Origin of the sequence: Acinetobacter uliginosus (assembly GCF_044130295.1) — a bacterium.
Classification (GTDB): domain Bacteria; phylum Pseudomonadota; class Gammaproteobacteria; order Pseudomonadales; family Moraxellaceae; genus Acinetobacter.
This window is the reverse complement of record NZ_JBIQOC010000008.1, coordinates 1-22,418: the sequence shown is the minus strand read 5'-3', so window position 1 is coordinate 22,418 and position 22,418 is coordinate 1. Positions and strand designations below refer to the sequence as shown.

Annotated in this window: 18 protein-coding genes and 1 pseudogene; 7 read left to right on the top strand and 12 right to left on the bottom strand. The window is 43.3% G+C overall.

Annotation, left to right across the window (positions count from 1 at the left end; genetic code table 11):
- The 9 genes from ACE01T_RS03120 to dxs all read right to left on the bottom strand — a co-directional run.
- A partial coding sequence (locus ACE01T_RS03120) for a helix-turn-helix domain-containing protein (protein ID WP_395518719.1) occupies positions 1-177 on the bottom strand: 177 nt, incomplete at its 3' end.
- A gap of 117 nt (positions 178-294) precedes the next feature.
- Positions 295-585, bottom strand: a complete 291-nt coding sequence (locus ACE01T_RS03115) for an STAS domain-containing protein (protein WP_086195790.1) — start codon at positions 583-585, stop codon at positions 295-297.
- Positions 586-601: 16 nt separating this feature from the next.
- Positions 602-1,228, bottom strand: a complete 627-nt coding sequence (locus tag ACE01T_RS03110; RefSeq protein WP_086195791.1) for an MlaC/ttg2D family ABC transporter substrate-binding protein — start codon at positions 1,226-1,228, stop codon at positions 602-604.
- Positions 1,229-1,246: 18 nt separating this feature from the next.
- Positions 1,247-1,918, bottom strand: a complete 672-nt coding sequence (gene mlaD, locus ACE01T_RS03105) for an outer membrane lipid asymmetry maintenance protein MlaD (protein WP_086195792.1) — start codon at positions 1,916-1,918, stop codon at positions 1,247-1,249.
- A complete protein-coding gene (gene mlaE, locus ACE01T_RS03100; protein WP_166168689.1) occupies positions 1,918-2,697 on the bottom strand; it encodes a lipid asymmetry maintenance ABC transporter permease subunit MlaE in 780 nt (259 codons plus the stop codon). The genes mlaD and mlaE overlap by 1 nt, the downstream gene beginning before the upstream one ends.
- Positions 2,694-3,512 (bottom strand): ABC transporter ATP-binding protein, encoded by an 819-nt coding sequence (locus ACE01T_RS03095; protein WP_086195794.1) that lies wholly within the window; start codon positions 3,510-3,512, stop codon positions 2,694-2,696. Before ACE01T_RS03095 ends, mlaE begins: the two co-directional genes overlap by 4 nt.
- A gap of 388 nt (positions 3,513-3,900) precedes the next feature.
- Positions 3,901-5,763, bottom strand: coding sequence for a DEAD/DEAH box helicase (locus tag ACE01T_RS03090; RefSeq protein ID WP_180080507.1), 1,863 nt, complete (start codon positions 5,761-5,763; stop codon positions 3,901-3,903).
- A gap of 540 nt (positions 5,764-6,303) precedes the next feature.
- A complete protein-coding gene (locus tag ACE01T_RS03085; protein ID WP_166168685.1) occupies positions 6,304-7,134 on the bottom strand; it encodes an inositol monophosphatase family protein in 831 nt (276 codons plus the stop codon).
- A 116-nt stretch (positions 7,135-7,250) separates the two neighbouring features.
- Positions 7,251-9,158, bottom strand: coding sequence for a 1-deoxy-D-xylulose-5-phosphate synthase (gene dxs / locus ACE01T_RS03080; RefSeq protein WP_395518717.1), 1,908 nt, complete (start codon positions 9,156-9,158; stop codon positions 7,251-7,253).
- 310 nt (positions 9,159-9,468) lie between these two features.
- Between dxs and ribA the strand changes: the two genes are divergently transcribed.
- On the top strand, positions 9,469-10,071 hold the full coding sequence (ribA, locus tag ACE01T_RS03075; RefSeq protein WP_395518716.1) for a GTP cyclohydrolase II: 603 nt from the start codon (positions 9,469-9,471) through the stop codon (positions 10,069-10,071).
- A 126-nt stretch (positions 10,072-10,197) separates the two neighbouring features.
- On the opposite strand, the gene hemN is transcribed toward ribA, so the two are convergent.
- Positions 10,198-11,562, bottom strand: a complete 1,365-nt coding sequence (hemN, locus tag ACE01T_RS03070) for an oxygen-independent coproporphyrinogen III oxidase (protein ID WP_395518715.1) — start codon at positions 11,560-11,562, stop codon at positions 10,198-10,200.
- Between the two features lie 275 nt (positions 11,563-11,837).
- Between hemN and hemF the strand changes: the two genes are divergently transcribed.
- From hemF to aroE, 3 genes are all read left to right on the top strand, one after another.
- On the top strand, positions 11,838-12,782 hold the full coding sequence (hemF, locus tag ACE01T_RS03065) for an oxygen-dependent coproporphyrinogen oxidase (protein WP_395518718.1): 945 nt from the start codon (positions 11,838-11,840) through the stop codon (positions 12,780-12,782).
- Positions 12,783-13,062: 280 nt separating this feature from the next.
- Entirely contained in the window at positions 13,063-13,269 is a 207-nt protein-coding gene (locus ACE01T_RS03060) for a hypothetical protein (protein ID WP_086195801.1), read from the top strand.
- A 134-nt stretch (positions 13,270-13,403) separates the two neighbouring features.
- Complete coding sequence (gene aroE, locus ACE01T_RS03055; RefSeq protein WP_395518714.1) at positions 13,404-14,192, top strand: shikimate dehydrogenase; 789 nt, start codon at positions 13,404-13,406, stop codon at positions 14,190-14,192.
- Between the two features lie 59 nt (positions 14,193-14,251).
- Here aroE and ACE01T_RS03050 read toward each other — a convergent pair whose 3' ends face one another.
- On the bottom strand, positions 14,252-16,618 hold the full coding sequence (locus tag ACE01T_RS03050; RefSeq protein ID WP_395518713.1) for a hypothetical protein: 2,367 nt from the start codon (positions 16,616-16,618) through the stop codon (positions 14,252-14,254).
- A 223-nt stretch (positions 16,619-16,841) separates the two neighbouring features.
- On the opposite strand from ACE01T_RS03050, the gene ACE01T_RS03045 reads away from it, so the two are divergent.
- The gene (locus tag ACE01T_RS03045) at positions 16,842-18,665 is read left to right on the top strand and encodes an acyl-CoA dehydrogenase C-terminal domain-containing protein (protein WP_395518712.1); all 1,824 of its coding nucleotides are present in this window, start codon (positions 16,842-16,844) and stop codon (positions 18,663-18,665) included.
- Between the two features lie 125 nt (positions 18,666-18,790).
- On the top strand, positions 18,791-19,753 hold the full coding sequence (locus ACE01T_RS03040) for a YncE family protein (protein WP_395518711.1): 963 nt from the start codon (positions 18,791-18,793) through the stop codon (positions 19,751-19,753).
- A 635-nt stretch (positions 19,754-20,388) separates the two neighbouring features.
- Here ACE01T_RS03040 and ACE01T_RS03035 read toward each other — a convergent pair.
- A pseudogene (locus tag ACE01T_RS03035) lies at positions 20,389-21,618 on the bottom strand (ISNCY family transposase).
- 197 nt (positions 21,619-21,815) lie between these two features.
- Between ACE01T_RS03035 and ACE01T_RS03030 the strand changes: the two are divergent.
- The coding region (locus ACE01T_RS03030) for a hypothetical protein (protein WP_395518710.1) at positions 21,816-22,418 on the top strand (603 nt) is incomplete at its 3' end.

Below are 22,418 nucleotides of genomic sequence, written 5' to 3'. Positions count from 1 at the left end.
GCTTGAACCCGCCGGATTGGTTTCACGAATCCATTTATCCAATGTTGAATAACCAACACCTAATTTCTGGGCGATTGCAGCTACAGATTCGTGTGAGTTTGAAAGTGCATAATCAATTGCTTGCTGTTTAAATTCAGGACTTGAGCAGCACTGCTGCGCAAGATAGCCTGCGTGTATCTCCAAAGTTAACGTTACGTTATCTTTAGAGGGAAATGCTGTCCATTATTTTGGCTAGGATCATCTCTTACAAGCTCAGCTCAATAAAAAAGCACCTTCCGGTGCTTTTTTATTGGTTTAGCCAATCAGTTGCAGATCATCTTGCAAATGACAGGCCTGAATGATTTTCATCATTTTCTCAGGGACTGCTTTAAATTGCAGACCCTGAGCTTTCGGGGTCTGACGCAACCAGCGCACCAGTACTGCCAGTGCCAGCGTACTGCCCTGTTCCAGCTCTGCCAGATTGACTACCACCGGAAACTGATGTTGCGATTGAATCAGTTTCAAACCTTGCTGGTAATAGTCCTCTGCATTGGCATAATCTATTTTGCCGGAAACCTGCAATTCCTGATGAATGAATTGAATCACTGAACACCCTTCCCAGTTATTTTTTATTTACAGATGCATCTGGTTGGAAGTTCGCAATAGCTTTATCGATATTGCCACCATTACGTTTTACCGTTGCAGCAAACTGATTACGGAACTGTAAACCTAAATCAATACCCGCTACATTGATATTACGCACTTTCCATTGATTGCCTTTATCCACCAACTGGAAAGATACCGGAGTTTTTTCACCTTTGTTGTTAAAATCAATCGTGACCACAGGATTTTTGCTATTGGTTTCTTTATATGGACGCAGGCTATAAGTCTGGTTGGTATATTTAGCAAACGCTGTACCGTAATTTTCGATTAAAGTTTCACGAAAATTGTGTTCAAACTTGGCACGCTGAGCAGCCGTACTATACTGATTGGTCGCATAAGTTCCCATCACCAGACGGGTAAAGGCTTGTGAATCAATATAAGGATCCAGGTTTTGACGCACAATCGCTTTCACTGCAGCAGGATTGTTTTGCAATTTTGCCTGATCCGCTTTTAAACGGCTAATCAGACCATCCGCCACTTTTTTTACAAAAGCTGGTGGAGTTTCAGCTGGTTGTGCAAAAGCAGCACTCGCCATCATTGTTGATAAAACACTTATGCCAAGTGTATGTTTAAGTAAGGTATTCACTAAATTCTCCTCTCCAAATTATTCAACAAATGAAGTTTGCGCATCTTCTGTTGATTCAGTTGATGTTTTTTCTTCCGCCGCTTTCGCTGATGACTTGCCCGCACCGCCAGTAATGAACTTGCTGATCAGATCTTCAAGATCCATGGTGCCTTGGGTATTGGCAATGCTTTCACCACGTTTGATATAGTTTAGGCCGCCACCTGGTACCACTTTCAAATATTTTTCACCCAATAAGCCATTGGTGGCCACCATAATATAAGCATCTTCATCAATACTGGTGATGGAGTTCATGTTAACAACAAGTTGCTTTTCCATTTCTTTTTGTTTCGCAGGGTCCGCTTCACTGTATTCTGTGCTATAGCGCAATTCTTCCAAAGCATTGGCTTGAACCTTTTTCAGCTGCTCTTTGTTGAAAGACGTTAACTTGCCATCCAGCTCGAAATACACCGTTGCCAAACGCGATACCGGATCAAGGGTAATATCGGTAACACGACCAATGGTGACACCACTCATGGTCACTTTGGCACGCGGTTTCAGACCGTTCACATTATCAAAACTTGCAGTCATGTTATAGCTGTCACGCAGGTTGGTTCCCATCAGGCCACTGACTTTCATGGCCAAGAAAAATAACGCAATACCGGTAAGAATGACAAAAATACCTACGGCCAACTCACTTGCACGTGATTTCATTAAACACCTCCAAACATGACCGCAGTCAACACAAAATCAGAACCCAAAACACACAATGAGGAATACACTACTGTTCGCGTAGTTGATGTTGCAATTCCTTCTGACGTTGGCACACAGGCATAGCCTTGATAGACCGCAATCCAGGTACAAAGCAATGCAAAAACCAGGCTTTTAATAATGGTGCCATTGAAAATATCTTTATAGAACTGCACGCTATTTTGCATGCCACTCCAGAAAGAACCTTCATCTACCCCTAAGAAATCGACGCCGACCATTTTACCGCCCATGATGCCGATGGCACCAAAAATAATCGATAACATCGGCAGACTGACAATACCGGCCCATAAACGCGGGGAAACAATACGCTTTAGCGGATCGACCCCAATCATTTCCATACTGGCCAGCTGCTCTGTGGCTTTCATCAGGCCAATTTCAGCCGTTAAAGCCGAGCCGGCACGCCCTGCAAACAGCAATGCCGCCACTACAGGAGCTAGCTCTCTTAATAAGGTTAAAGACACCATGGTGCCCAGCATGGCTTCTGAGCCGATATTGACCAAAATGGAATAGCCTTGTAAGCCCAGTACCAAACCAATAAATAAACCCGATACGGCAATAATCAATAAAGACATCACACCAATACGGTACATTTGGTAAATAAACAGCTTAACCCCGAGCCAGGTCGGCATGGAAAACAGGATTTGCAGCAACATCTGGGTTGCCACCCCTATCCCCTGAACGCGTTCAATAACGCGTCTACCTAATGAGGCAATAGCATTCATGAACGCACCTCATCACTTAAATAAGCCGTATGGCTAAACTGATAATCGACAGGACCTTCAGCAGCACCGGTTAAGAACTGACGAACAAATGCCGATTCATGCTGCATTAATTCAGCCGGCGTGCCTTCACCCTGAATAATCCCTTCCGCGATAATATAGATGTAATCGGCAATAGATAGGGTTTCTCCCACATCGTGCGACACAATAATCGTGGTTAAATCCAGTGCTTCACGCAAGGTACGAATTAAACGGGCGAGAACCCCTTTTACAATCGGATCTTGGCCGGCAAAAGGTTCATCGTACATGATCAGCTCCGGATCCAGTGCAATGGCGCGAGCCAAGGCCACACGACGGTTCATCCCGCCTGACAGCTCTGAAGGCATCAGCTTTTCAGTACCCCGCAAGCCTACCGCTTCCAGTTTGAGTGCCACCAGCTCGGCAATCAGATGTTCCGAAAGTTGCGTATGTGCACGTAACGGAAAAGCCACGTTTTCATAGACGCTCATATCGGTAAACAGTGCACCGCTTTGGAATAGCATACCCATACGTGCACGTGCAGCAAATAATTCCTGACGTGACATATCTGCAATACTTTTGCCGTCCAAGAGAATTTCACCGTGCTCAGGCGTCAACTGACCACCAATCAGACGCAGCAAAGTGGTTTTTCCCGTACCTGAAGGCCCCATAATCGCGGTAATCTGGCCACGCCGAATTTTTAAACTGACATTATCGAAAATGACACGTTTCCCTCGTTTAAAACTCAAATCATGGACTTCAATCCAAGATTGAGCTTGCTGAGGTATTTGATTATTCATAGCTGAGGGTTTTCCTGCATTTTTTCAGCATGCATACTATAAAGGATTCGGGTTTAAAATGTTACCTTTAGGTAAAAAGCAACCGATTTACCATAATTTTTTAATTATTTAATTGTGGTGCAATTATTTTAACAAACAGGATACTGTGTTACAGAAAGCTATTATAGATATAGTATGCAATATTGATGAGTAATAAAATTAAACCAATATAAGGCATAATCACCTCTTGATTAAAATTCCAAACATAATAATTAGATTCATTATTCATATTTAACAGAATCAAGACAAACTATGATCCAGTATACATTTCTACTCAACAAGATCAAAGATTAATCCCATAAAAAAACCGGTGTTTCCACCGGTTTTTTACTACCCAAATCTAACGTTATTAGTCGTTAAATTTGCGACGTGGGCGATCTTCACCAAAACTGCGTTTAGGACGATCTTCACTGAAAGAACGCTTAGGACGATCATCACCAAACGAACGTTGTGGACGATCACCAAAGCTACGTTGTGGACGGTCGCCATTGAATTCGCGACGTGGACGATCACCTGCTGGTTTATAGTCTACGCGGTTACCACGGTTGTCATCGTTAGAACGAGGACGGTCGCCAAAACCACCTTCACGACGTGGAGCTGGACGATCACCGAAATCACGCTTCGGACGGTCATCAAAAGAACGTTGTGGACGGTCGCCAAAACCACCTTCACGACGTGGACGATCTTCACCGCCAAAGCTACGTTGTGGACGGTCGCCATTATATTCGCGACGTGGACGATCTTCACCGCCAAAGCTGCGTTGTGGACGATCACCGAAACCACCTTCACGACGTGGACGGTCGCTATTGAATTCACGACGTGGACGGTCTTCTCCACCGAATGCTGGACGTTCGCCACGTGGTTTGTCATCGTAGCTGCGACGTGGACGATCATCACCGCCTTCACGACGTTTGAAGTTACTTTCGCCTTCAAAACGTGCACGACCACCGCCATCACGACCGCCAAAACCACCACGACCACGACCACCGCCATCACGACCGCCACGACCACGACCGCCGCCATCACGACTACCGCGTGCAGGAGGTGGAGATGGCTCAAGACCTTCAATTTCAGATACGTTCAAACGTGCTTCAAGGAAGTCTTCTAGCGCACGAATTTTACCGCGTTCACGGTAAGTCGCTAAAGTAATTGCTTTACCAGTACGACCGGCACGGCCAGTACGACCAATACGGTGTACATAGTCTTCGTTCTTCATTGGGAGACCGAAGTTAATTACGTGAGAAATGGTTGGTACGTCAAGACCACGTGCAGCAACGTCAGTTGCAACCAGAATCTTAGCACGGCCTTCACGGATGCTACGTAAACGACGGTTACGAACAGTTTGTGGCATCGCACCATGAAGTGCTACAACGGATAAACCTGCTTCAGCAAGTTCTTCAGCCAACATATCTGTGTCTTCTTGAGTAGAAGCAAATACGACTGCTTGATCAACGTCTTCTTCGTTCAACCAGTGAGTAAGAAGTTTTTTCTTATGTTCGAAACCGTCAGTCCAATGCAAAGTCTGAGTAATATCAGTATTTGTAGAGTGACCAGTTTCAATCGAAATACGCATCGGATCATTCATCATGCGTTCTGCAAGTGTAATGATACGTGGTGCAAAAGTCGCAGAGAACATAAGTGTTTGCTTACGGTTTGCAGCCAAATCACCAATGGCTTCTAGATCTTCAGAGAACCCAAGATCCAGCATACGGTCAGCTTCATCAACAATTAATGAATCAACTTTGTCGAGTTTAATTTGACGACGGTTAACCAAGTCAAGTAAACGACCTGGAGTCGCTACAACAACCTGTGCGCCTTTTAACTGCTGGATTTGTTTACCAAAAGGCATACCACCCATGATTGCAGCTACACGTACGCCTTTCATATGGCGAACCAAGGCAATCGCATCCTGACATACTTGCTGTGCAAGCTCACGAGTCGGAGAAATTACCAAAATAGATGGTTGAGTAATTGCTTTCATACGTTCTTTAAACGGTACGAAAGTATCTTGATTTGCAAGTGCATTCAAAGTTGGAAGCAAGAATGCAGCTGTTTTACCAGAACCGGTTTGGCTTGATACTAAAAGGTCTTTACCTTCAAGCGCAGCAGGAATCGCTTGTTCTTGTACAGGAGTTGGCGTAGTAAAGCCTAAACCTTCAAGAGCCTGTGTTAATGACTCATCGAGGGAAAAATCAGCAAAAGTTTTGCTCATAGAGAGTATTCACCCTGAAATGGGTGCTCCATTTAATAAATTACAATATGGACATCGGCAAAAAGCGGCACAGCAATTAGAGCTGAAAAAATAAGGATTCAGCAGCGATCCGAATAACGACGATGTGGATATAACGCACGCATGATTACGGCCGCAAACCTGAAGGAATCGCTTAAGCGATTGGGGCGCGAAGGATATGTCCTCTCTATGGACAGCACGCGCATACAATGATTAGAAGATAATGTTCAGGTAAAGAACGGAAATTTAAGTGCGTGCCGGCATAATAACAGAACCATTTAAAAAAGTAATCATTTTTTTCGATCAAATGATGCATACATACTGTTTTTTTCAGTAACAGTCTATTTTACAACTTAATTTTGTTTAATTTTTAAACAGGTAATATTGTAACGCTTTATCTGGATAAAAATGCGGGCAAATAGACGCTATCCGGCATTTTCATTGAATCAGGAATTTAATCCAGAAATAAAAAAAGCCCTCGCAAGGAGAGCTTTTTTGTCATGTCACTCGATTCAATCGATCTTACTTCGCTGCGTCACCCCAAGCCGGAACAACAGCTTGCATTAAAGGCTTAAGCATTTTCATAGAGCAAGCAAGTACTTGACCATTTTCCATAGAATCGGCACCACCACGTGCATCCACTACAGTACCACCCGCTTCTTTCACGATGAGCTCGCCTGCAGCGATATCCCACGGTTTCAGACCCAGTTCAAAATAACCATCCAAACGGCCTGCAGCAACATAAGCCAAATCTAATGCAGCAGAACCTGCACGACGGTATTGTGCACCCGCTTCAGTCACGTTCAATAATGACTCAAAATGGTTTTTTGCATAAGAGATCACTTCACCGTTACGTTTAGCACGGTAAGCATGACCTACGGCAAGGAAAGTATTTTGCAGGCTGTCTTTGACATTTACGCGAATACGGCGTTGATTCAACATGGCACCGCGACCACGACTGGCAGAGAATAACTCATCTTTTACAGGGTCATAAATCACGCCGTGTTGAGTCACACCTTTGTGCTGAACAGCAATAGAAATACAGAAATGCGGGAAACCGTTAATGAAGTTTAAAGTTCCATCAAGCGGGTCGATCACCCAGCACCATTCGGCGTCGTGACCTTTACCTTCTTGCAGACCAAACTCTTCACCAAGGAAGCTGTGGTTTTTATAGCTTTTACGTAGCGTATCGATAGTCAATTGTTCCAAATAACGGTCTACACGCGTTACCGGACCATCAATCCCTTTTTCTTCGACTTGTAGATCGAGTTTATGACGATTTTGATGCGCTTTTAAAAGCTCTTGACCAACTAATTGAGCCGCACGCGCAGCCATCACCACCATAGGTTCCATTGAACACCCACTACAAATTTGAAGATATTGATAAAGAATAATGCATAAAAGCCCTCACATTTTAACAAATACGAGGGCTTTTAGGGAAAAAATGTTTCTAAAATTTTTTAAATTGATCAGGACACCGACTGCACAAGCTTTGACCAGGCCAATTCAACTGATTTTTCAATTCCTTTGGCATCCAGCCCGGCTTGTTGCAACATCTGTGCATGTGAAGCCTGGTGCATGAAGATGTCTGCCAGCCCCAAATTCAAGATTGGTTTAACAATTTTCGCCTGCGCCAAATACTCGTTTACCGCACTACCTGCGCCTGCCATTACCGCATGTTCTTCAACAGTGACAAATAGACTGGTTGTCGCAGCCAACTGTTCAATAATCTGCTCATCCAGCGGTTTAACGAAGCGCATATTCACCACACGTACCCCCACCTCATGGCTAGCAGCGAGTGTTTGTGCTGCTTCTACCGCCACACTGACACGGCTACCGAATGCCAGAATGCTGATCTGGTCTTCTTGAGATTCATTAAAACTGGCCACAATTTCTGCTTTACCAATCTCCAAAGCCGTCATTTGTTGCTGAATTTCAACCCCTACACCATTGCCACGCGGGTAACGTACCGCCGCTGGACCATTGTATAAATAAGCAGTATGCAGCATTTGACGACATTCATTTTCATCTTTAGGCGCCATAATCACCATATTGGGTACGGTACGCATAAAGGCATAGTCATAAGCCCCTGCATGGGTTGGGCCATCTTCACCCACTAGCCCGGCACGGTCGATACCAAAAGTGACATCCAGATTTTGCAAGGCCACATCATGAATCAGCTGATCATAACCGCGTTGCAGAAAAGTCGAATAAATCGCTACGACTGGTTTTAAGCCCTCACAGGCCATCCCTGCTGCCAGGGTCACGGCATGCTGTTCGGCAATCGCCACATCAAAAAAGCGTTCCGGGAACTGTTTGGCAAACTGCACCATGCCCGAACCTTCACACATAGCCGGCGTAATCGCCAGCAAACGCTGATCTTGGGCAGCTTCATCACAAAGCCATTGTCCAAACACATCGGAATATTTCGGTGCTGCATTGCTTGAGGATACAGTATTTAATTTACTGATGGCATGGTATTTAATCTGGTCGGCTTCCGCAGGCGCAAAGCCTTTACCCTTTTTGGTATAGACATGAATTAAACGCGGACCTTTACGTTTTTTTAGGGCATTAAATACCTGTACCAGCTGATTGACATCATGGCCGTCAAATGGGCCAAAATAATCAAAACCAATGGCTTTAAACAGATTATCTGCAGCTTCAGTGGCAGCACAGTGCAAACGGGAATTGTAAGTCCATTCCGGATGCGGCTGGATATACGCATCACCCTCATCAGTAACATTCACCGACTCGCCACGTTCCCAAATGGCAGCCAGATGTTTGGCAAATCCACCTGTACTGCATGAAATGGACATGTCATTGTCATTCAGTACCACGATTAAATCTGCATCATGTGCAACGGCATCATTCATGGCTTCGAAGGCCATACCGGCCGTCATGGCACCATCTCCAATGATCGACACCACTTCACACGGATCGTTCTGATAACGGCGTGCCAGTGCCATGCCCAATCCCGCAGAAATGGCTGTTGAAGAATGTCCCACGCCAAAAGTATCGAATATCGATTCTTCACGTGCAGGAAAGGCAGCCAAACCGTCTTTGGCACGAATGGTAGTCAACTGTTCACGGCGACCAGTCAAAGCTTTATGCGGATAGGCCTGATGACCCACATCCCAGATCAGACGGTCATGCGGCGTATTAAAACAATAGTGCAAAGCCACAGTGAGTTCGATCACCCCCAGGTTAGCACCAAAGTGTCCACCGCTTTGTCCTGCTGCATACAAAATGTACTGACGTAACTCATCTGCCACTTGTTCTAGTTGGCTGCGCTCGAGCAATCGTAATTGTTGCGGATGATCAATCACATTCAGCAACGGAGTTACAGGTCGGTGAGTCGGTATTTCTGTATACAACATAAATGGCGAAGCCTTCTAAAGCCTGGCAAATCCTAAGCTAGGTCAATGGGTTTATTCGAGCATAATGATCGAATTGTATCACCTTTAAATCAGCCACATTTCTAGCGATGCAGTTTAGAGGCAAATCTCTACACTGGGTGTTTGTTCATGAGCGAGATTATCCTGAATAATCTTACTATTTATCAACCATTATCGTTCTCTTTATACAAAAAAGAAAATCTTCTGCATAAATTCATCTTTACAATTCAACTAATGTCCAATCATTCAGCTATACTTTAGCTAATTAATGAACTATTTAACGAGTTAAGCAGTGCCCATAGAATTTGTCGCGACTTCAAGATTACCAACCGCTTTTGGTGAATTTAAAATCACGGTATTTCAAGATCCTAAAACGGGTGAAGAACATGTAGCACTGTCTAAAGGTCTGGATATGCCGCCTGTCGGACCGGTATTGGTGAGAATACATTCTGAGTGTTTAACCGGTGATGCCTTTGCTTCACTGAAATGCGATTGCGGCCCGCAACTGCAAGCCACCCAGAAACTGATTAATGAAGTCGGTCAAGGCGTGATTCTGTATTTACGTCAGGAAGGTCGCGGTATTGGACTAACCAACAAGATTCGTGCCTATGCCCTGCAAGATCAGGGACACGATACGGTTGATGCCAACTTGATGCTGAACTTGCCCGCGGATGCACGACACTATGACATGTGTACCATCATGCTCGACCACTTGCAGGTGAAACAGGTCAAACTGATCACCAATAACCCTTCAAAGATTCAGGCACTACAAGAACTGGGCATTGATGTGGTGAACCGTGTGCCGCTAACTGTCGGTTTGAATCCTTTTAATGCCGAGTATTTAAAAACCAAGCATGAACGCATGGCGCATATGTATAAGAAAGGCGATTTTTAAATCATCTCATCTCCTCTTTTTAAATAAATCCCTCTCCCTTGCGGAGCAGTGCTCCTCACCTTTAAAAAGGGAGGCTTCCCCCTCTTTGGTAAAGATGAGCAACACTGTTGCGCAAGAGGGGGAGATTCAAATCGTCATCGAAAAAATCCGATTCTCCGGAACGCGGCGTTTTAGGCGTAAATCAAAGGCCATACAGATATTACGTACAAAAGGTTTGCCTTGCTCAGTCACGGTAATGCCCTGCTCATCAATCTGTAGTAATTGATCATGTTGCATTTCTTCAAGTTGCAGTAAAACTTCGGGCAATTCAGGAAATTGCATGGCTGCCGATTGCCAGCTGGTGCTGAATGTACACATCAAGTTCAAGATATGTTTACGGATCATCAGGTCTTCTGTACTCAGCACATGGCCTTTGACCACCGGAATTTCATTTTGCTCCAGACGTGCATAGTAGTCTTCCAGTTTTTTTTCATTTTGCGCAAAGCTGTACCAGCTGTCGCTAATCGAAGAAATCCCCAAGCCAATCATCACTTGGGTTTTGGATGCGGTATAGCCCATAAAATTACGATGTAAAGTCCCCTGTTTAAAGGACTGGCACATACTGTCTTTTTCTAGAGCAAAATGATCCATACCAATTTCATGATAACCTTGCGCCAGTAACTTATTCTTTCCTTCTTCATAGCACTGGCGTTTTATTTCATCTTTCGGTACATCAGCATCTTTAAAACCACGCTGGCCATTGCCCTTAATCCATGGAACATGGGCATAGCTATAAAACGCCAAACGGTCCGGCCTTAACCGATTGGTTTGATCAATGGTATTCAGCACATCTTGCAAACTCTGAAAAGGCAGACCAAAAACCAGATCATGTGAAATGGACGTATAACCAATTTCACGTGCCCACTCCGTTACACGCTGTACATGTTCAAAAGGCTGCATCCGGTGGATGGCTTTTTGCACGGTTTCATTGTAGTCCTGAACTCCGTAACTGACCCGACGAAAGCCCAGATCATATAAGGCTTGCAGATGTTCACGGGTAGTATTGTTGGGATGCCCTTCAAAACTGAATTCATGCTCGGTAGCCACCTCTGCCTTTGCCAAGATGCCCTGAATTAACTGTTGTAAATGCTCAACCGAAAAGAAGGTCGGTGTGCCGCCGCCCAAATGAATTTCTTTAATTTTCGGCTTTGTTACCAGCAACTGGCAATACAAGTCCCATTCTTTCAGCACAGCCTGAATATAAGGCTGTTCCATCTCATGCTTTTTGGTCACTTTTTTATGGCAGCCGCAGAAAGTACACAGGCTTTCACAGAAAGGCAGATGGATATACAGACTGATGCCTTCACTCTGGTTGGATTCATCAAATGAACGTTTTAAGCTCTGCTTCCACAGATCAAGCGAAAATGGCTCGGCTTCCCAATACGGCACCGTTGGATAACTGGTATAACGGGGTCCGGGTACATTATATTTTTGAATTAAAGAACGCGTCATCGTTGCTATCCACTCTCTACTGCAACAGCCGGTTATACTTATAACCGAACCCATATTTTGAATCACATATTTAACTCATTTTGCTGGGCTTGCTTATAGAATTCAACCTAGTGATCTAGTCGGGATATTTTTCAGCGATCACTTTGAATCAAAGTCTCAATAAAATTGATGGTATCTGTTTCAATAAAAAAACGTGCTGCATAAAAGTCCTTACTCTTTTATACAATTTATGCTTTGATGTGATGAGTTCCTTCATAATGATCCTGAGCGTTCCGATGCAACATCCGACTTCTAATGATATTCAACGTGTACGTGATTTTTTAGTGGATTTACAGGCACGTATTTGTGCTGCCCTTGAACAACAAGAACAACAAGGAGGAGGCACAGCTCGGTTTGAAATTGATGACTGGCAGCGCCCTGAAGGTGGTGGTGGTCGTTCACGGGTCTTGCAAAACGGCAACGTCATTGAAAAAGGCGGGGTCATGTTCTCTCACATCAACATTGCTAAACTCCCCGCTTCTGCCACAGAACGCCATCCACAAATTGCCGGTGCTAAAGCCCAGGCCATGGGTGTGTCGCTGGTGATTCATCCGAAGAATCCCAATGTGCCGACTTCACATGCCAACGTGCGCCTGTTCATGGCCGAAAAAGAAGGTCAGAATCCAGTGTGGTGGTTTGGTGGCGGTTTCGACTTAACACCATTTTATCCGAATGATGAAGATGTTTTGGCATGGCATCAAAAGGCCCATGATTTGTGCGCACCATTTGGTGATACGTTGTATGCAGAACACAAAAAATGGTGTGATGATTATTTCTATTTAAAACATCGCGACGAACAGCGTGGTATTGGCGGCTTATTTTTTGATGATTTAAATCAGTGGGATTTTGAAACCTGCTTTCAGTATATGCAGGCTGTAGGCAATGGTTACCTAGAAGCGATTGTTCCCATCTTTCAACGCAATCAGGATGAACCGTATAGCAAAGCACAGCGCGATTTCCAGCTTTACCGTCGTGGCCGTTATGTCGAATATAACCTGGTCTATGACCGTGGCACTTTATTTGGTCTGCAAACCGGCGGCCGGATTGAATCTATTTTGGTCAGTATGCCCCCATTGGCAGCCTGGTCGTATCATCCCGAATGGGAAGAAAATTCGCCAGAAAAACGCTTAACCGACTATTATTTAAAACCGCATGACTGGTTGACTGAACTTAAAAAATAACAAAGTTTTTATCCCTTTTTCACTACAGAAAAAGGGATTTTTCACTGAAATAACTTTTGAAAAAATCGGCACTTAAAATATTTAAATAATTAAAATCAATATTTTAATTTAATTAAGATACTCAACCAGGCTATTAATGCAAGAAAAACCGACATATTTACTTACAGCACTAGACACGAGTGTGTCACAAAAATCGTTTAGACTGGATTATGATATTCATGACCTATACTGATTTAATCAACATGGATAAATACAAAAAAGTATGCTTGAAGGAGAAACGATGCTCAACACAATGTTAAATAATAAGGTGATTTTATTTTGGTGTATTTTAACCCTGATTGTGTGTTCTATCACCATTACCTTGCTTTCACACAACACCCTTGCAGACAGCGTGTCGATTAGCTTTACCGTATTTGCAGGTTTTGCCCTATTTTTTACTGCAGCCATGTGGCTGGAAGATACCATTCGCGAAATTTGTAATCCTTAACAGGATTTAACTTTACCGCTTTAACGATTTCCCCCTCTTCTTTCTTCCTTGTCATTTTTCCTTTCCGTAGTGGCTTTAGCCCGCGGGAAAAATCACGTATATTGAATGCCATTTCCGCACACGGACCTTGTGAAATGAGCAAACAATTTGCCGTGATTGGCAATCCAATCGAACAATCACGTTCTCCAGAACTGCATCATGCTTTTGCTAAAAAAACTGGCATTGACCTGATCTATAGCAAACGCCTTGCCCCACTGGATGGCTTTGAAGCCAATATCCAGCAATTCTTTGCTCAGGGTGGGATTGGCATGAATGTGACCGTGCCTTTTAAAGAGCAAGCTTTTGCAACCTGTGCCGTATTAACTGAACGTGCCAAAATTGCCAAGGCAGTCAATACCCTATGGATGCAGGATGGCAAGCTGTATGGCGACAATACCGATGGTCAAGGTCTGGTCGATGCCATCAAGGCTCTAGATTGGAAACTCGACAATAGTGAGCTGTTAATTATTGGTGCAGGGGGTGCAACCCGTGGTGTCATCTACCCCTTGGTACAGGCGGGTGCGAAAAAAATTATCATCGCTAACCGGACTTTAGCCCGTGCAGAACAACTTGTTACCGACTTAAAACCCGCTGTGCCGCAAGCCACCCTTGAAGCCACTTCTTTAAATGATCTGGCTGGTCATTTTGACATTGTCATTAATGCAACTTCGGCAAGTTTAACCGGTGATGCTCTGGTTTTACCTGAAGCTTTACAATTTGAGTATGCCTACGAAATGGCCTATGGCAAGCCATCCAGCTTTTTAGATCAAGCCAAAGCCCGCGGTGTTCCGACCTCGGAAGGTTATGGCATGCTGGTTGGACAAGCCATTGAAGCTTTTTATATCTGGAATGGCATTAAACCTGAATTAAAAGACTTTCTTTAACTAACATCCATCAAAAAAACCTCAGGATGATCTGAGGTTCTTTTGAACCATCTTCCTGTTTATTTTACATATTTCTGCATATTTTCATACACTTCCATATATATTTCATAATTAATAACTTCAGCATGTTGAAGGGTCAGGTCTTGAATCGTTTTCTGACTTAATTTTCCATGCTTGCTGTCGATATAGCTTTGCCCCAAAATCTGCGCAGTTTCTTTGAGCACACGCGAGTCGGCGGCATTGTCCGGATATTCCACCCGATATGCTTTCAGGTATTGCTGGGCAAAAATATGCTGTGGCTGCTTATACTGCTTCGCGGCTTGGTGCCAAGCTGCAGCGACCTTACCTTCGCCTACAGCACGCTCAGTCAAGGTATTAACATGGCTGCCTATAGCCCGGTTGAATTGGCTGTCATCCTCAAGATGATGCTTTTTCTGTAAGGCCTTAATGCGCTCAAGTTCTTTGCCTTTAGGATCATAATACTGTTCATCGCTAAACCAGTAGGCATACACCTCTGCCATTTCTTGCAAGGTTTGCGGACTAAGGTTTTTCACCCACTCACTTTGCTCTGCAGCCATATCGAGCAAAAATAAGGTTTGGTAGGTTTGACTGAACGACTGGGCTTGCTGATAGGTTTTATCGGCCAACAGATTCAACTCATCCTCATAGCTTAAGGCGGGTGCTTCGGCTTTAGTTCCTTCGATCACAGCAGCTGGCTGCTCCAGAGTTCGCCCTACATCTTTCACCCATTTTTCTAAAATTGAACCTTTGCTCACCTCTTGAATCGACTTGGCATCGCGCAATGCAGCACGGTCAATTTTGCTGGCTTGCCCATAATTAAATACACGCATATCGGCCTGTACATCAATTTTACCGTACTTTTCAGTAAGGAATTGCACAGCATAATCGACCTGTGCCGCACGCCCCTGAGCATCTAAAGCGACATCTATTTGTATCGGGGTCTTTTTAGCTGGCGAACTTGCCGCCAGAACCTGACGAATTTCAGGCTGGTGCGTTGCCCACAGCTCAGCAAAATGCGCTGCATCTATAAACTGTTCAGAAATATACGGTGCAAAGACCAAGGCTAATTTTTCGTGTACCGAACGGTCCTTCGCTTCAACAGAAGCCGTGATCTGTACCGGTTCAACACGCTTAAAAGCATCTAATTCATAAGCAGAAACGCAGTATGTTAAATCACCGACTTGGGCTGTTTTTGGCGTAGCAATTATACGCTGGCAGTCGTCTACTGTAAGAGTAATAGTTTCATCAGCAGTGTCTTGTTCTGTCGGGCTTTCATCATCCGTTTCTGTTTCTAGCGCTACATCCTCTTCGTCTACCAGTGAATCGGCTGAACCATAAAGTTTGTCGCTGACCAGTTCACGCAAGGCAAGTGTTGCACTATAGGCTGTGCCGTCTTGAGCCACAGCATCAGCTTTACCCGCTTGCACAAGTGAAGCAGTATCTTCCACAGCCTGGGTTACAGCCTCTCCCGCCTGCTTTTCACTCCCGGCATCGCTCACTTTAGTAGCTGTGGTATAGCCCAGCACGGAGCGCTTTAAATACGGCTCATTCACCTGTTCAAACAGGGCCATTTGCAACATCAGTTCTTCCAAGGTGCTGCTAAAACGTATTTTTTCAGTCAACTGACCGTTCTTCTCTGCAACGCTCAGTGGCAGGCTTTTGATTTGTCTAGCATCAGCCAAAATATATGGCACGGCATTTACCGCTTTTAAATAATCAGCCAACTTCGCTACATTTACCCGTTCAAAATCAGCTTTATATTTCGAGAAATCAATATAGGCAAAGCTGTTTTGACTGTCTTTATTCACCAAATACGGCATCAAAGAAAAATAATTGGTATAAAATTTATATTCTTTAAAATCGACCACCATCGGTACTTTCATTTGCACCAGCAAGGTCGGCTTTTCATAACGGGCTGCCAAGTTTAAAGCAGCGGTCTTTTCTCGATAATGCACAGAACCATCATATTCAAATTGCGTATTATTGAGTAAATTCAATGCAAAAATATTGAATGAACTCAGCTTGTCCTCTGAAGTAAAACTGTCCGCATGCCCTTGCTGCTGTTTCGCCATAGCGGCATACAGGTTTTGTTTTTCAGTGCTGTTTAAACGGATATTCTGCGCTTTTAAATATTGATCTAAGCGTTTTTTCAATGCCGGTTCAAATGCTATCGCCGGATTGACTTGTTGCTGTGCTTTTTGACGTCCTATGTCCGGACTAGACTGTACACTGAGCTTGCCCCGAAAATCATAACTGGATGTTTCAAACATCGCATTTAGACCATGAATCGCTCTTTGCTCTACAGTTGCCACCTGATTCGGATTGGTCTTTATGACATGCTGTGAACAGCCTGCGAAACTGAGACTACAAAGACAAAAAGTTAAATATTTTAGTTGTGCCTTCACATGTAAACGCCTTATATTCATTATACTTTATTCTGTTCTAAGCTACAGAATAACCCAATATAACATAATAGGATGTTGATACTATTGGGTCGAGCATATTTTATAATTCGCATTTCTGACATTTTTAATCGCTATCCTTATCAATGTTTTTTGATGATAAATGTGAATAATCAAGGTATCGATACAGATAATCCAGAACTATTTCTAAATTAGGATTAAGACTATGCCAGCATATAAAGCCCCTTTGCATGATATTCGTTTTTTAATGAACGAAGTGCTTGATTACCCGGCACACTACAAAACGCTTTCAAATGGTGAAGCAGCGGATGCTGACACTGTAGACATGATTCTTGAAGGTGCGGCAGATTTCTGTGAAAACGTACTTTCTCCACTCAACCAATCGAGTGATGAAGAAGGCTGTCACTTTGAAAATGGTGAAGTCAAAACCCCAAAAGGCTTTAAAGAAGCCTATGACCAGTTCGTGCAAGGCGGCTGGCAAGGTTTGTCTTTCCCTGAAGAATTTGGCGGTCAAAATCTGCCGCAATCTTTAAACCTGATCAAATCAGAAATGATGGGTACTGCAAACTGGGCCTTCCAGATGTATCCGGGTTTAAGTGTCGGCTGTATGAACACGATTCTTCAGTTTGGTACTGAAGCACAAAAAAACACCTATATGCCTAACCTGGTGACAGGAGAATGGTCAGGTACGATGTGTCTTACCGAACCACAATGTGGTACGGACTTAGGCCAGGTCAAAACCAAGGCGGAACCCAAGGCAGATGGCACCTATGCCATTTCGGGCACGAAAATCTTTATCTCTGCCGGTGAACATGATTTAACTGAAAACATTATTCACATTGTTCTTGCCCGCCTTCCAGATGCGCCTGCCGGGACCAAAGGTATTTCGCTGTTCATTGTGCCAAAATTCCTGGTCAATGCAGATGGTACAGTGGGTGAGCGCAACCCTGTCAGCTGTGGTTCAATCGAACACAAAATGGGGATTCGCGCTTCTGCAACCGCCGTTTTAAACTTTGACAATGCAACGGGTTACCTGATTGGCGAGCCACACAAAGGCTTGCATGCCATGTTCACTTTCATGAACACTGCGCGTATCGGTACCGCGATCCAGGGCATTGCCCATGCTGAACTGTCATTTCAGGGTGCACTTCCTTATGCTAAGGAGCGTATGTCGATGCGTGCCCTTTCAGGTAAGAAAGACCCTGAAAAAGTGGCTGATGCGATCATTCATCATGCTGACGTTCGTCGTATGCTACTCACTCAAAAAGCGATTGCTGAAGGCGGTCGTGCAATGATTTATTATGCCGCGCAAATTGCCGACAAAATGGCTGATGCCTTAATACAGGGTGATACTGCAGCCTATGAAGCACATGATGATCACCTAGGTTTCTACACCCCTATCCTGAAAGGTTTCTTGACTGAATTGGGTTTTGAAGCTGCCAACCACGGTATGCAAGTCTACGGCGGTCATGGCTACATCAAAGAATGGGGCATGGAACAGATTGTTCGTGACTCACGTATCTCTACCCTTTACGAGGGTACCACCGGTGTGCAGGCACTTGACCTGATTGGCCGTAAAGTCCTGTTAACCTCTAGAGGTAAAGTGATTCGCGATTACACGGCTGAAATCCTGAAATTCTGTGGTCAGCATGCGCGTAACAAATACATGCGCCGTTTTGCCTGGGACTTGACCAAGCTTTGCGCACAATGGAATGCACTCACCGTTCGTATTATGCTGGCGGCACGTAAAGACCGCGATATCGTGTCATCTGCATCTGTCGATTTCTTGATGTTCTCTGGCTATGTAATGATGGCTTATTTCTGGGCGCAACAAGCAGCTGTAGCTTCTGCAAAACTGGCTGCTGGTGAAGGTCAGGAAGTGCCTGAATTCTACAAAGCAAAAATCAAAACAGCAGATTTCTACTTTGAACGCCTACTGCCACGTACCCAAGGTCATGCCGAAGCAATGGTCAATCCATCGAAAACCATGACCTCACTGGCACCTGAACATTTTAGCTTTGACTACTAAGCGGTAAAGTTTAAGTCAAAATAAAAGAGCACTTCGGTGCTCTTTTTTATGCGCTACAATAATCTAAATGCATAGCCTATTTTCAAAAGCATAGAATAATAAAAAAGAATCAGGCCTCCTTTTAGATGAAAAAATTATTTTCGATTCTAAGTCGCTTTTATCAACCCTATAGTGCAACTGTGCCTTTGAATACCCATCATCTTGAGCAAGATATGGATTCTCCTCACTCTGCCAATTTAGGTGATGCTGCCGAACCCATTACCCTGATCAGAACAGGACTGGGGAACCAGCACATTGTTCAAGGTCTTGCGATCGATCAAAGACAAAAGATGCTGTATACCACGCATGTGGAGGGCCATCCAGAACAGGGTGTGATTAATCGGTTTCATTTTCAGGATTCAAATTTATGGTCGGCGCAAGATGTGCAAAAACCTTCATCCCTGATTGGTCATCAAGGCATTTCGGTCGATCCACAGAGTGACTTTCTTTTTGCTTCTGCTGGTTCAGCCATCCCGAATAAAGGCTGGTATATTCTCAGATTTCAATATATGCCCAATGCAGAACCCAGTCATACTCAAGTGATTCAGGTATTTGATAAAAGATACAATAAAATTACCAATACCATGCCGACCTTCACCCCCGATGGAAAATATCTGCTGGTACGCGGTAACAACCATAAAACCAATGTCATCCGTATTTTTAAATTCGATCTTATTAGCAAAAAAAATTTAACCGATATTCGCTTTTTATATGAAGATGAATGGCCAATTGATTCAGGTTTCACTCATGATCGATGTGCATTTCAAGGGCTGAGCACTGATGGAACTTATATATACCTGTTAAGCGGTAATAAAAATAAAGGTCCGAAAAGAATCTATGTGTATGACTTCACAGGTAAACTGATTCAAAAAATGGATTCTGTGACACTGGGCCATTTTAATATGTCATCGAATCATTCAATACAATACTGGGAACCAGAAAGTTTAACGGTAGATCCAAAAAACCGTCAGCTCTATGTGCTATATGCCATAGGCAAGGATAGACAATTTTTAGGCCGTATTTATCGGATAAAAATTAACTCCTATTAAGAATAAATTAAAAAAAGCTGAAAATTTTCAGACTACTCTCTATTTAGGAATGGTATGCATCATGCTCACTTTGACAAAAAAGACCACAAAGGTTTCTTTAAAAAGACAAGCATTATGACAATGGCCCATAATATTTAAATATCGTTAATGAAAAAGCCCGACATCCTGTCGGGCTTTTGTTGTATCGGTTAGCTTGGTATAACTCCTGTCGTACCTTAACCCGTCCTTGTGCTTATCTTTGTTTTTATTTTTTGGAGCATCCTGCTCTCTATGTCCCCTATCATAAGAAATAAGCCCTAAATCACCTAGATGCAAAGAACCTGAATTGATGTGAGCAAATGCGTACAAGGTTGATTTAAAAGCAGCCCCCTATTTTATCCGCAGAAATTGGGGATCGTTTTGCCCTGGGAAAGCATTGAACACTGAACCAAGTTTCAATTTGATTAGACATTGATCTGATTTATTGGCGAAATATTCCAGAATCGCTCACAAAAAAACCGACTTGTTTCAAAGTCGGTTGAACGAGATCGTTCCAGAGGGTATCATTCAAGATAAGATACTGATTTTAAATTAATATTAAAAACGTTGTTATTCCCAAGTAGAAATGTCCTACCTAATAACCAAATAGAAATGTCCTATATGGACATTTCCAAGTCAAGCACAGGATTCATATTTCGTTCTTTGATTGCTGTTTTCTGTGCACGTCTGCTTGGCATCTTTTGAGAACGATTTCGTTTGTTTTGTTGTTCTAATTCTTCATGCTGTTGCTGAATATGATTCAGAACAGCACCTAAACGTTTATTCTCAACGATCTCTCGCTGGTTGAGCTGACTTAACTTATCGAAGATGCTGTAATTGATTTTTCTTCCTTGATGTTCAATGGCTACCGTGCCATCCGGGTATTCCAGAAACTCAAGATATTTACCGATCAGCCTCTGATTTTCTGCCGTATTTTCCAGGAGATATACGCATTTATCATAAGTAATCGTCAGGCTGTTCGTGACTCTGCGGGGTTCACGCCAGGTAAAAATATCATCTAATTCCTCAGCTGTTTCAGTGACAGTCCGATGTATAGATCCTTCGGATTAAAGGCCATCTTGGCAAACTTGAGATTGAACTGCTCAATAAAGCAGGGCAGCCACTTATTCGCCTTTTCAATTGAACAGATGCCTTCCAGGCGCATTTCTTTAATCAGACGGTCCTGAAGGGTTCTATTGGCACGTTCTACACGACCTTTGGCCTGGGGTGAATTGGCGAAGATGATATCGATATTCAGGGTACTGAGTACTCGCCCAAATTGGGTAATCTTGGTGTCTTTCTTGCTGCTTTGATTTACCCTAAAGACTGAATGTTTGTCGCTGTAAAACGCTAAAGGCTTACCATGCTGTTCGACATACAAGCGTGTTGAAATCATATAGTCAAAGGCTGATTCCGACTCACAGAAGCGTAAATGCTGTAATTTTCCTGTGGCATCATCAATAAACACCAGCAGACAGCATTTGGCAGCACGTCCTTCGAACCAGTCATGATGTGAGCCATCAATCTGAATCAGTTCACCATAACAATCCCGGTTATATCGAGGCTGATACGGGCGTTTCAGGCGCTAAAGTGGGTCCGAAACCATGCAGTTGCTCAGCGACAAGATTGAGGCACTTGAGCCTGATTTCTTCAGGAAGCCTTGAGTTGCTGGTTTGGCCACGACCGGCATGGGCTAATGCAACTGGGCCTTGAGCTTTGTATTTCTGCAGTAAGCGTCTGATCTGACGTTCTGAAACATGAAGCAGCTGAGCAGCCCGGGACTGAGTTATGCGTTGATCACAGATTTCCTGCAAGATCGACAATCGTTTAAGTTCTTTATCCGACATAGACACCAACATATCAAACCGTCCGCTTTGATCATCGCAAAAGCACATATTCTAAAAGCGGACATTTTTACTTTGGAGAAACCGGACATTTCTACTTTGGAGTTACAAACGTATTTCGTATAAGCACCATTATGTTAAATAATCGATCGAAATATACTTTAAATTAGTAAGATCGGTCATTCACTCTATCAAAAGCAATGAAAATAAAAAAATATCATTTCTCTAAAGGTTTCATTGGTGGGCTTGCCCTCATAATATTTATGGCATGGCTTGTACTTAAATGTATTCCTTTAACAGAGAAAGAACAGGATGCGCAGATTCGTGGACAAATGGAAAGACAAAGACTGAGATTAGCTCAAGAGCTTGACTCCTATACACCCGAAGATCTAGCAAAATTACCAAAATTTGATGCTCGTAAATATGCTTTACTAAAACGTAATGGCCGATTTTGGTTAATACCAAGGCAATACTATGGTGATACTGGATTTAATATAAATTGGCCTGATACTGTAAATGAAATATTGGGGGAAAAATGGAAAAATGAATTTGGTTATGGAACTTTTTTTAGAATTTCTATGTATTCACCTCAATACTATTCTGGAGATTTGAATACTTTTAATCATGAATCGTGTAGCGCTAAAACAGGTCGTTTTAAATGGAATGGGATGCTTATAAGAATCTATAATGCCCATTTTGTTGATGTTACTAATGAACAATACTTAGATATCTGTTTAACAGCGTTAAAAATATTAAATGAGGAAATAAAGGAAATAAAGGAAATAAAGGAAATAAAGGAAATA

What these genes read in the sequence shown, in the direction of transcription:
- ACE01T_RS03040 (WP_395518711.1), top strand. Translation starts at nt 18,791, where the DNA reads ATGAAAAAATTATTTTCGATTCTAAGTCGCTTTTATCAACCCTATAGT.
- mlaD (WP_086195792.1), bottom strand. Translation starts at nt 1,918, where the DNA reads ATGAAATCACGTGCAAGTGAGTTGGCCGTAGGTATTTTTGTCATTCTT.
- mlaE (WP_166168689.1), bottom strand. Translation starts at nt 2,697, where the DNA reads ATGAATGCTATTGCCTCATTAGGTAGACGCGTTATTGAACGCGTTCAG.
- dxs (WP_395518717.1), bottom strand. Translation starts at nt 9,158, where the DNA reads ATGTTGTATACAGAAATACCGACTCACCGACCTGTAACTCCGTTGCTG.
- ACE01T_RS03090 (WP_180080507.1), bottom strand. Translation starts at nt 5,763, where the DNA reads ATGAGCAAAACTTTTGCTGATTTTTCCCTCGATGAGTCATTAACACAG.
- ACE01T_RS03095 (WP_086195794.1), bottom strand. Translation starts at nt 3,512, where the DNA reads ATGAATAATCAAATACCTCAGCAAGCTCAATCTTGGATTGAAGTCCAT.
- ACE01T_RS03045 (WP_395518712.1), top strand. Translation starts at nt 16,842, where the DNA reads ATGCCAGCATATAAAGCCCCTTTGCATGATATTCGTTTTTTAATGAAC.
- aroE (WP_395518714.1), top strand. Translation starts at nt 13,404, where the DNA reads ATGAGCAAACAATTTGCCGTGATTGGCAATCCAATCGAACAATCACGT.
- hemN (WP_395518715.1), bottom strand. Translation starts at nt 11,562, where the DNA reads ATGACGCGTTCTTTAATTCAAAAATATAATGTACCCGGACCCCGTTAT.
- hemF (WP_395518718.1), top strand. Translation starts at nt 11,838, where the DNA reads ATGCAACATCCGACTTCTAATGATATTCAACGTGTACGTGATTTTTTA.
- ACE01T_RS03060 (WP_086195801.1), top strand. Translation starts at nt 13,063, where the DNA reads ATGCTCAACACAATGTTAAATAATAAGGTGATTTTATTTTGGTGTATT.
- ACE01T_RS03085 (WP_166168685.1), bottom strand. Translation starts at nt 7,134, where the DNA reads ATGGAACCTATGGTGGTGATGGCTGCGCGTGCGGCTCAATTAGTTGGT.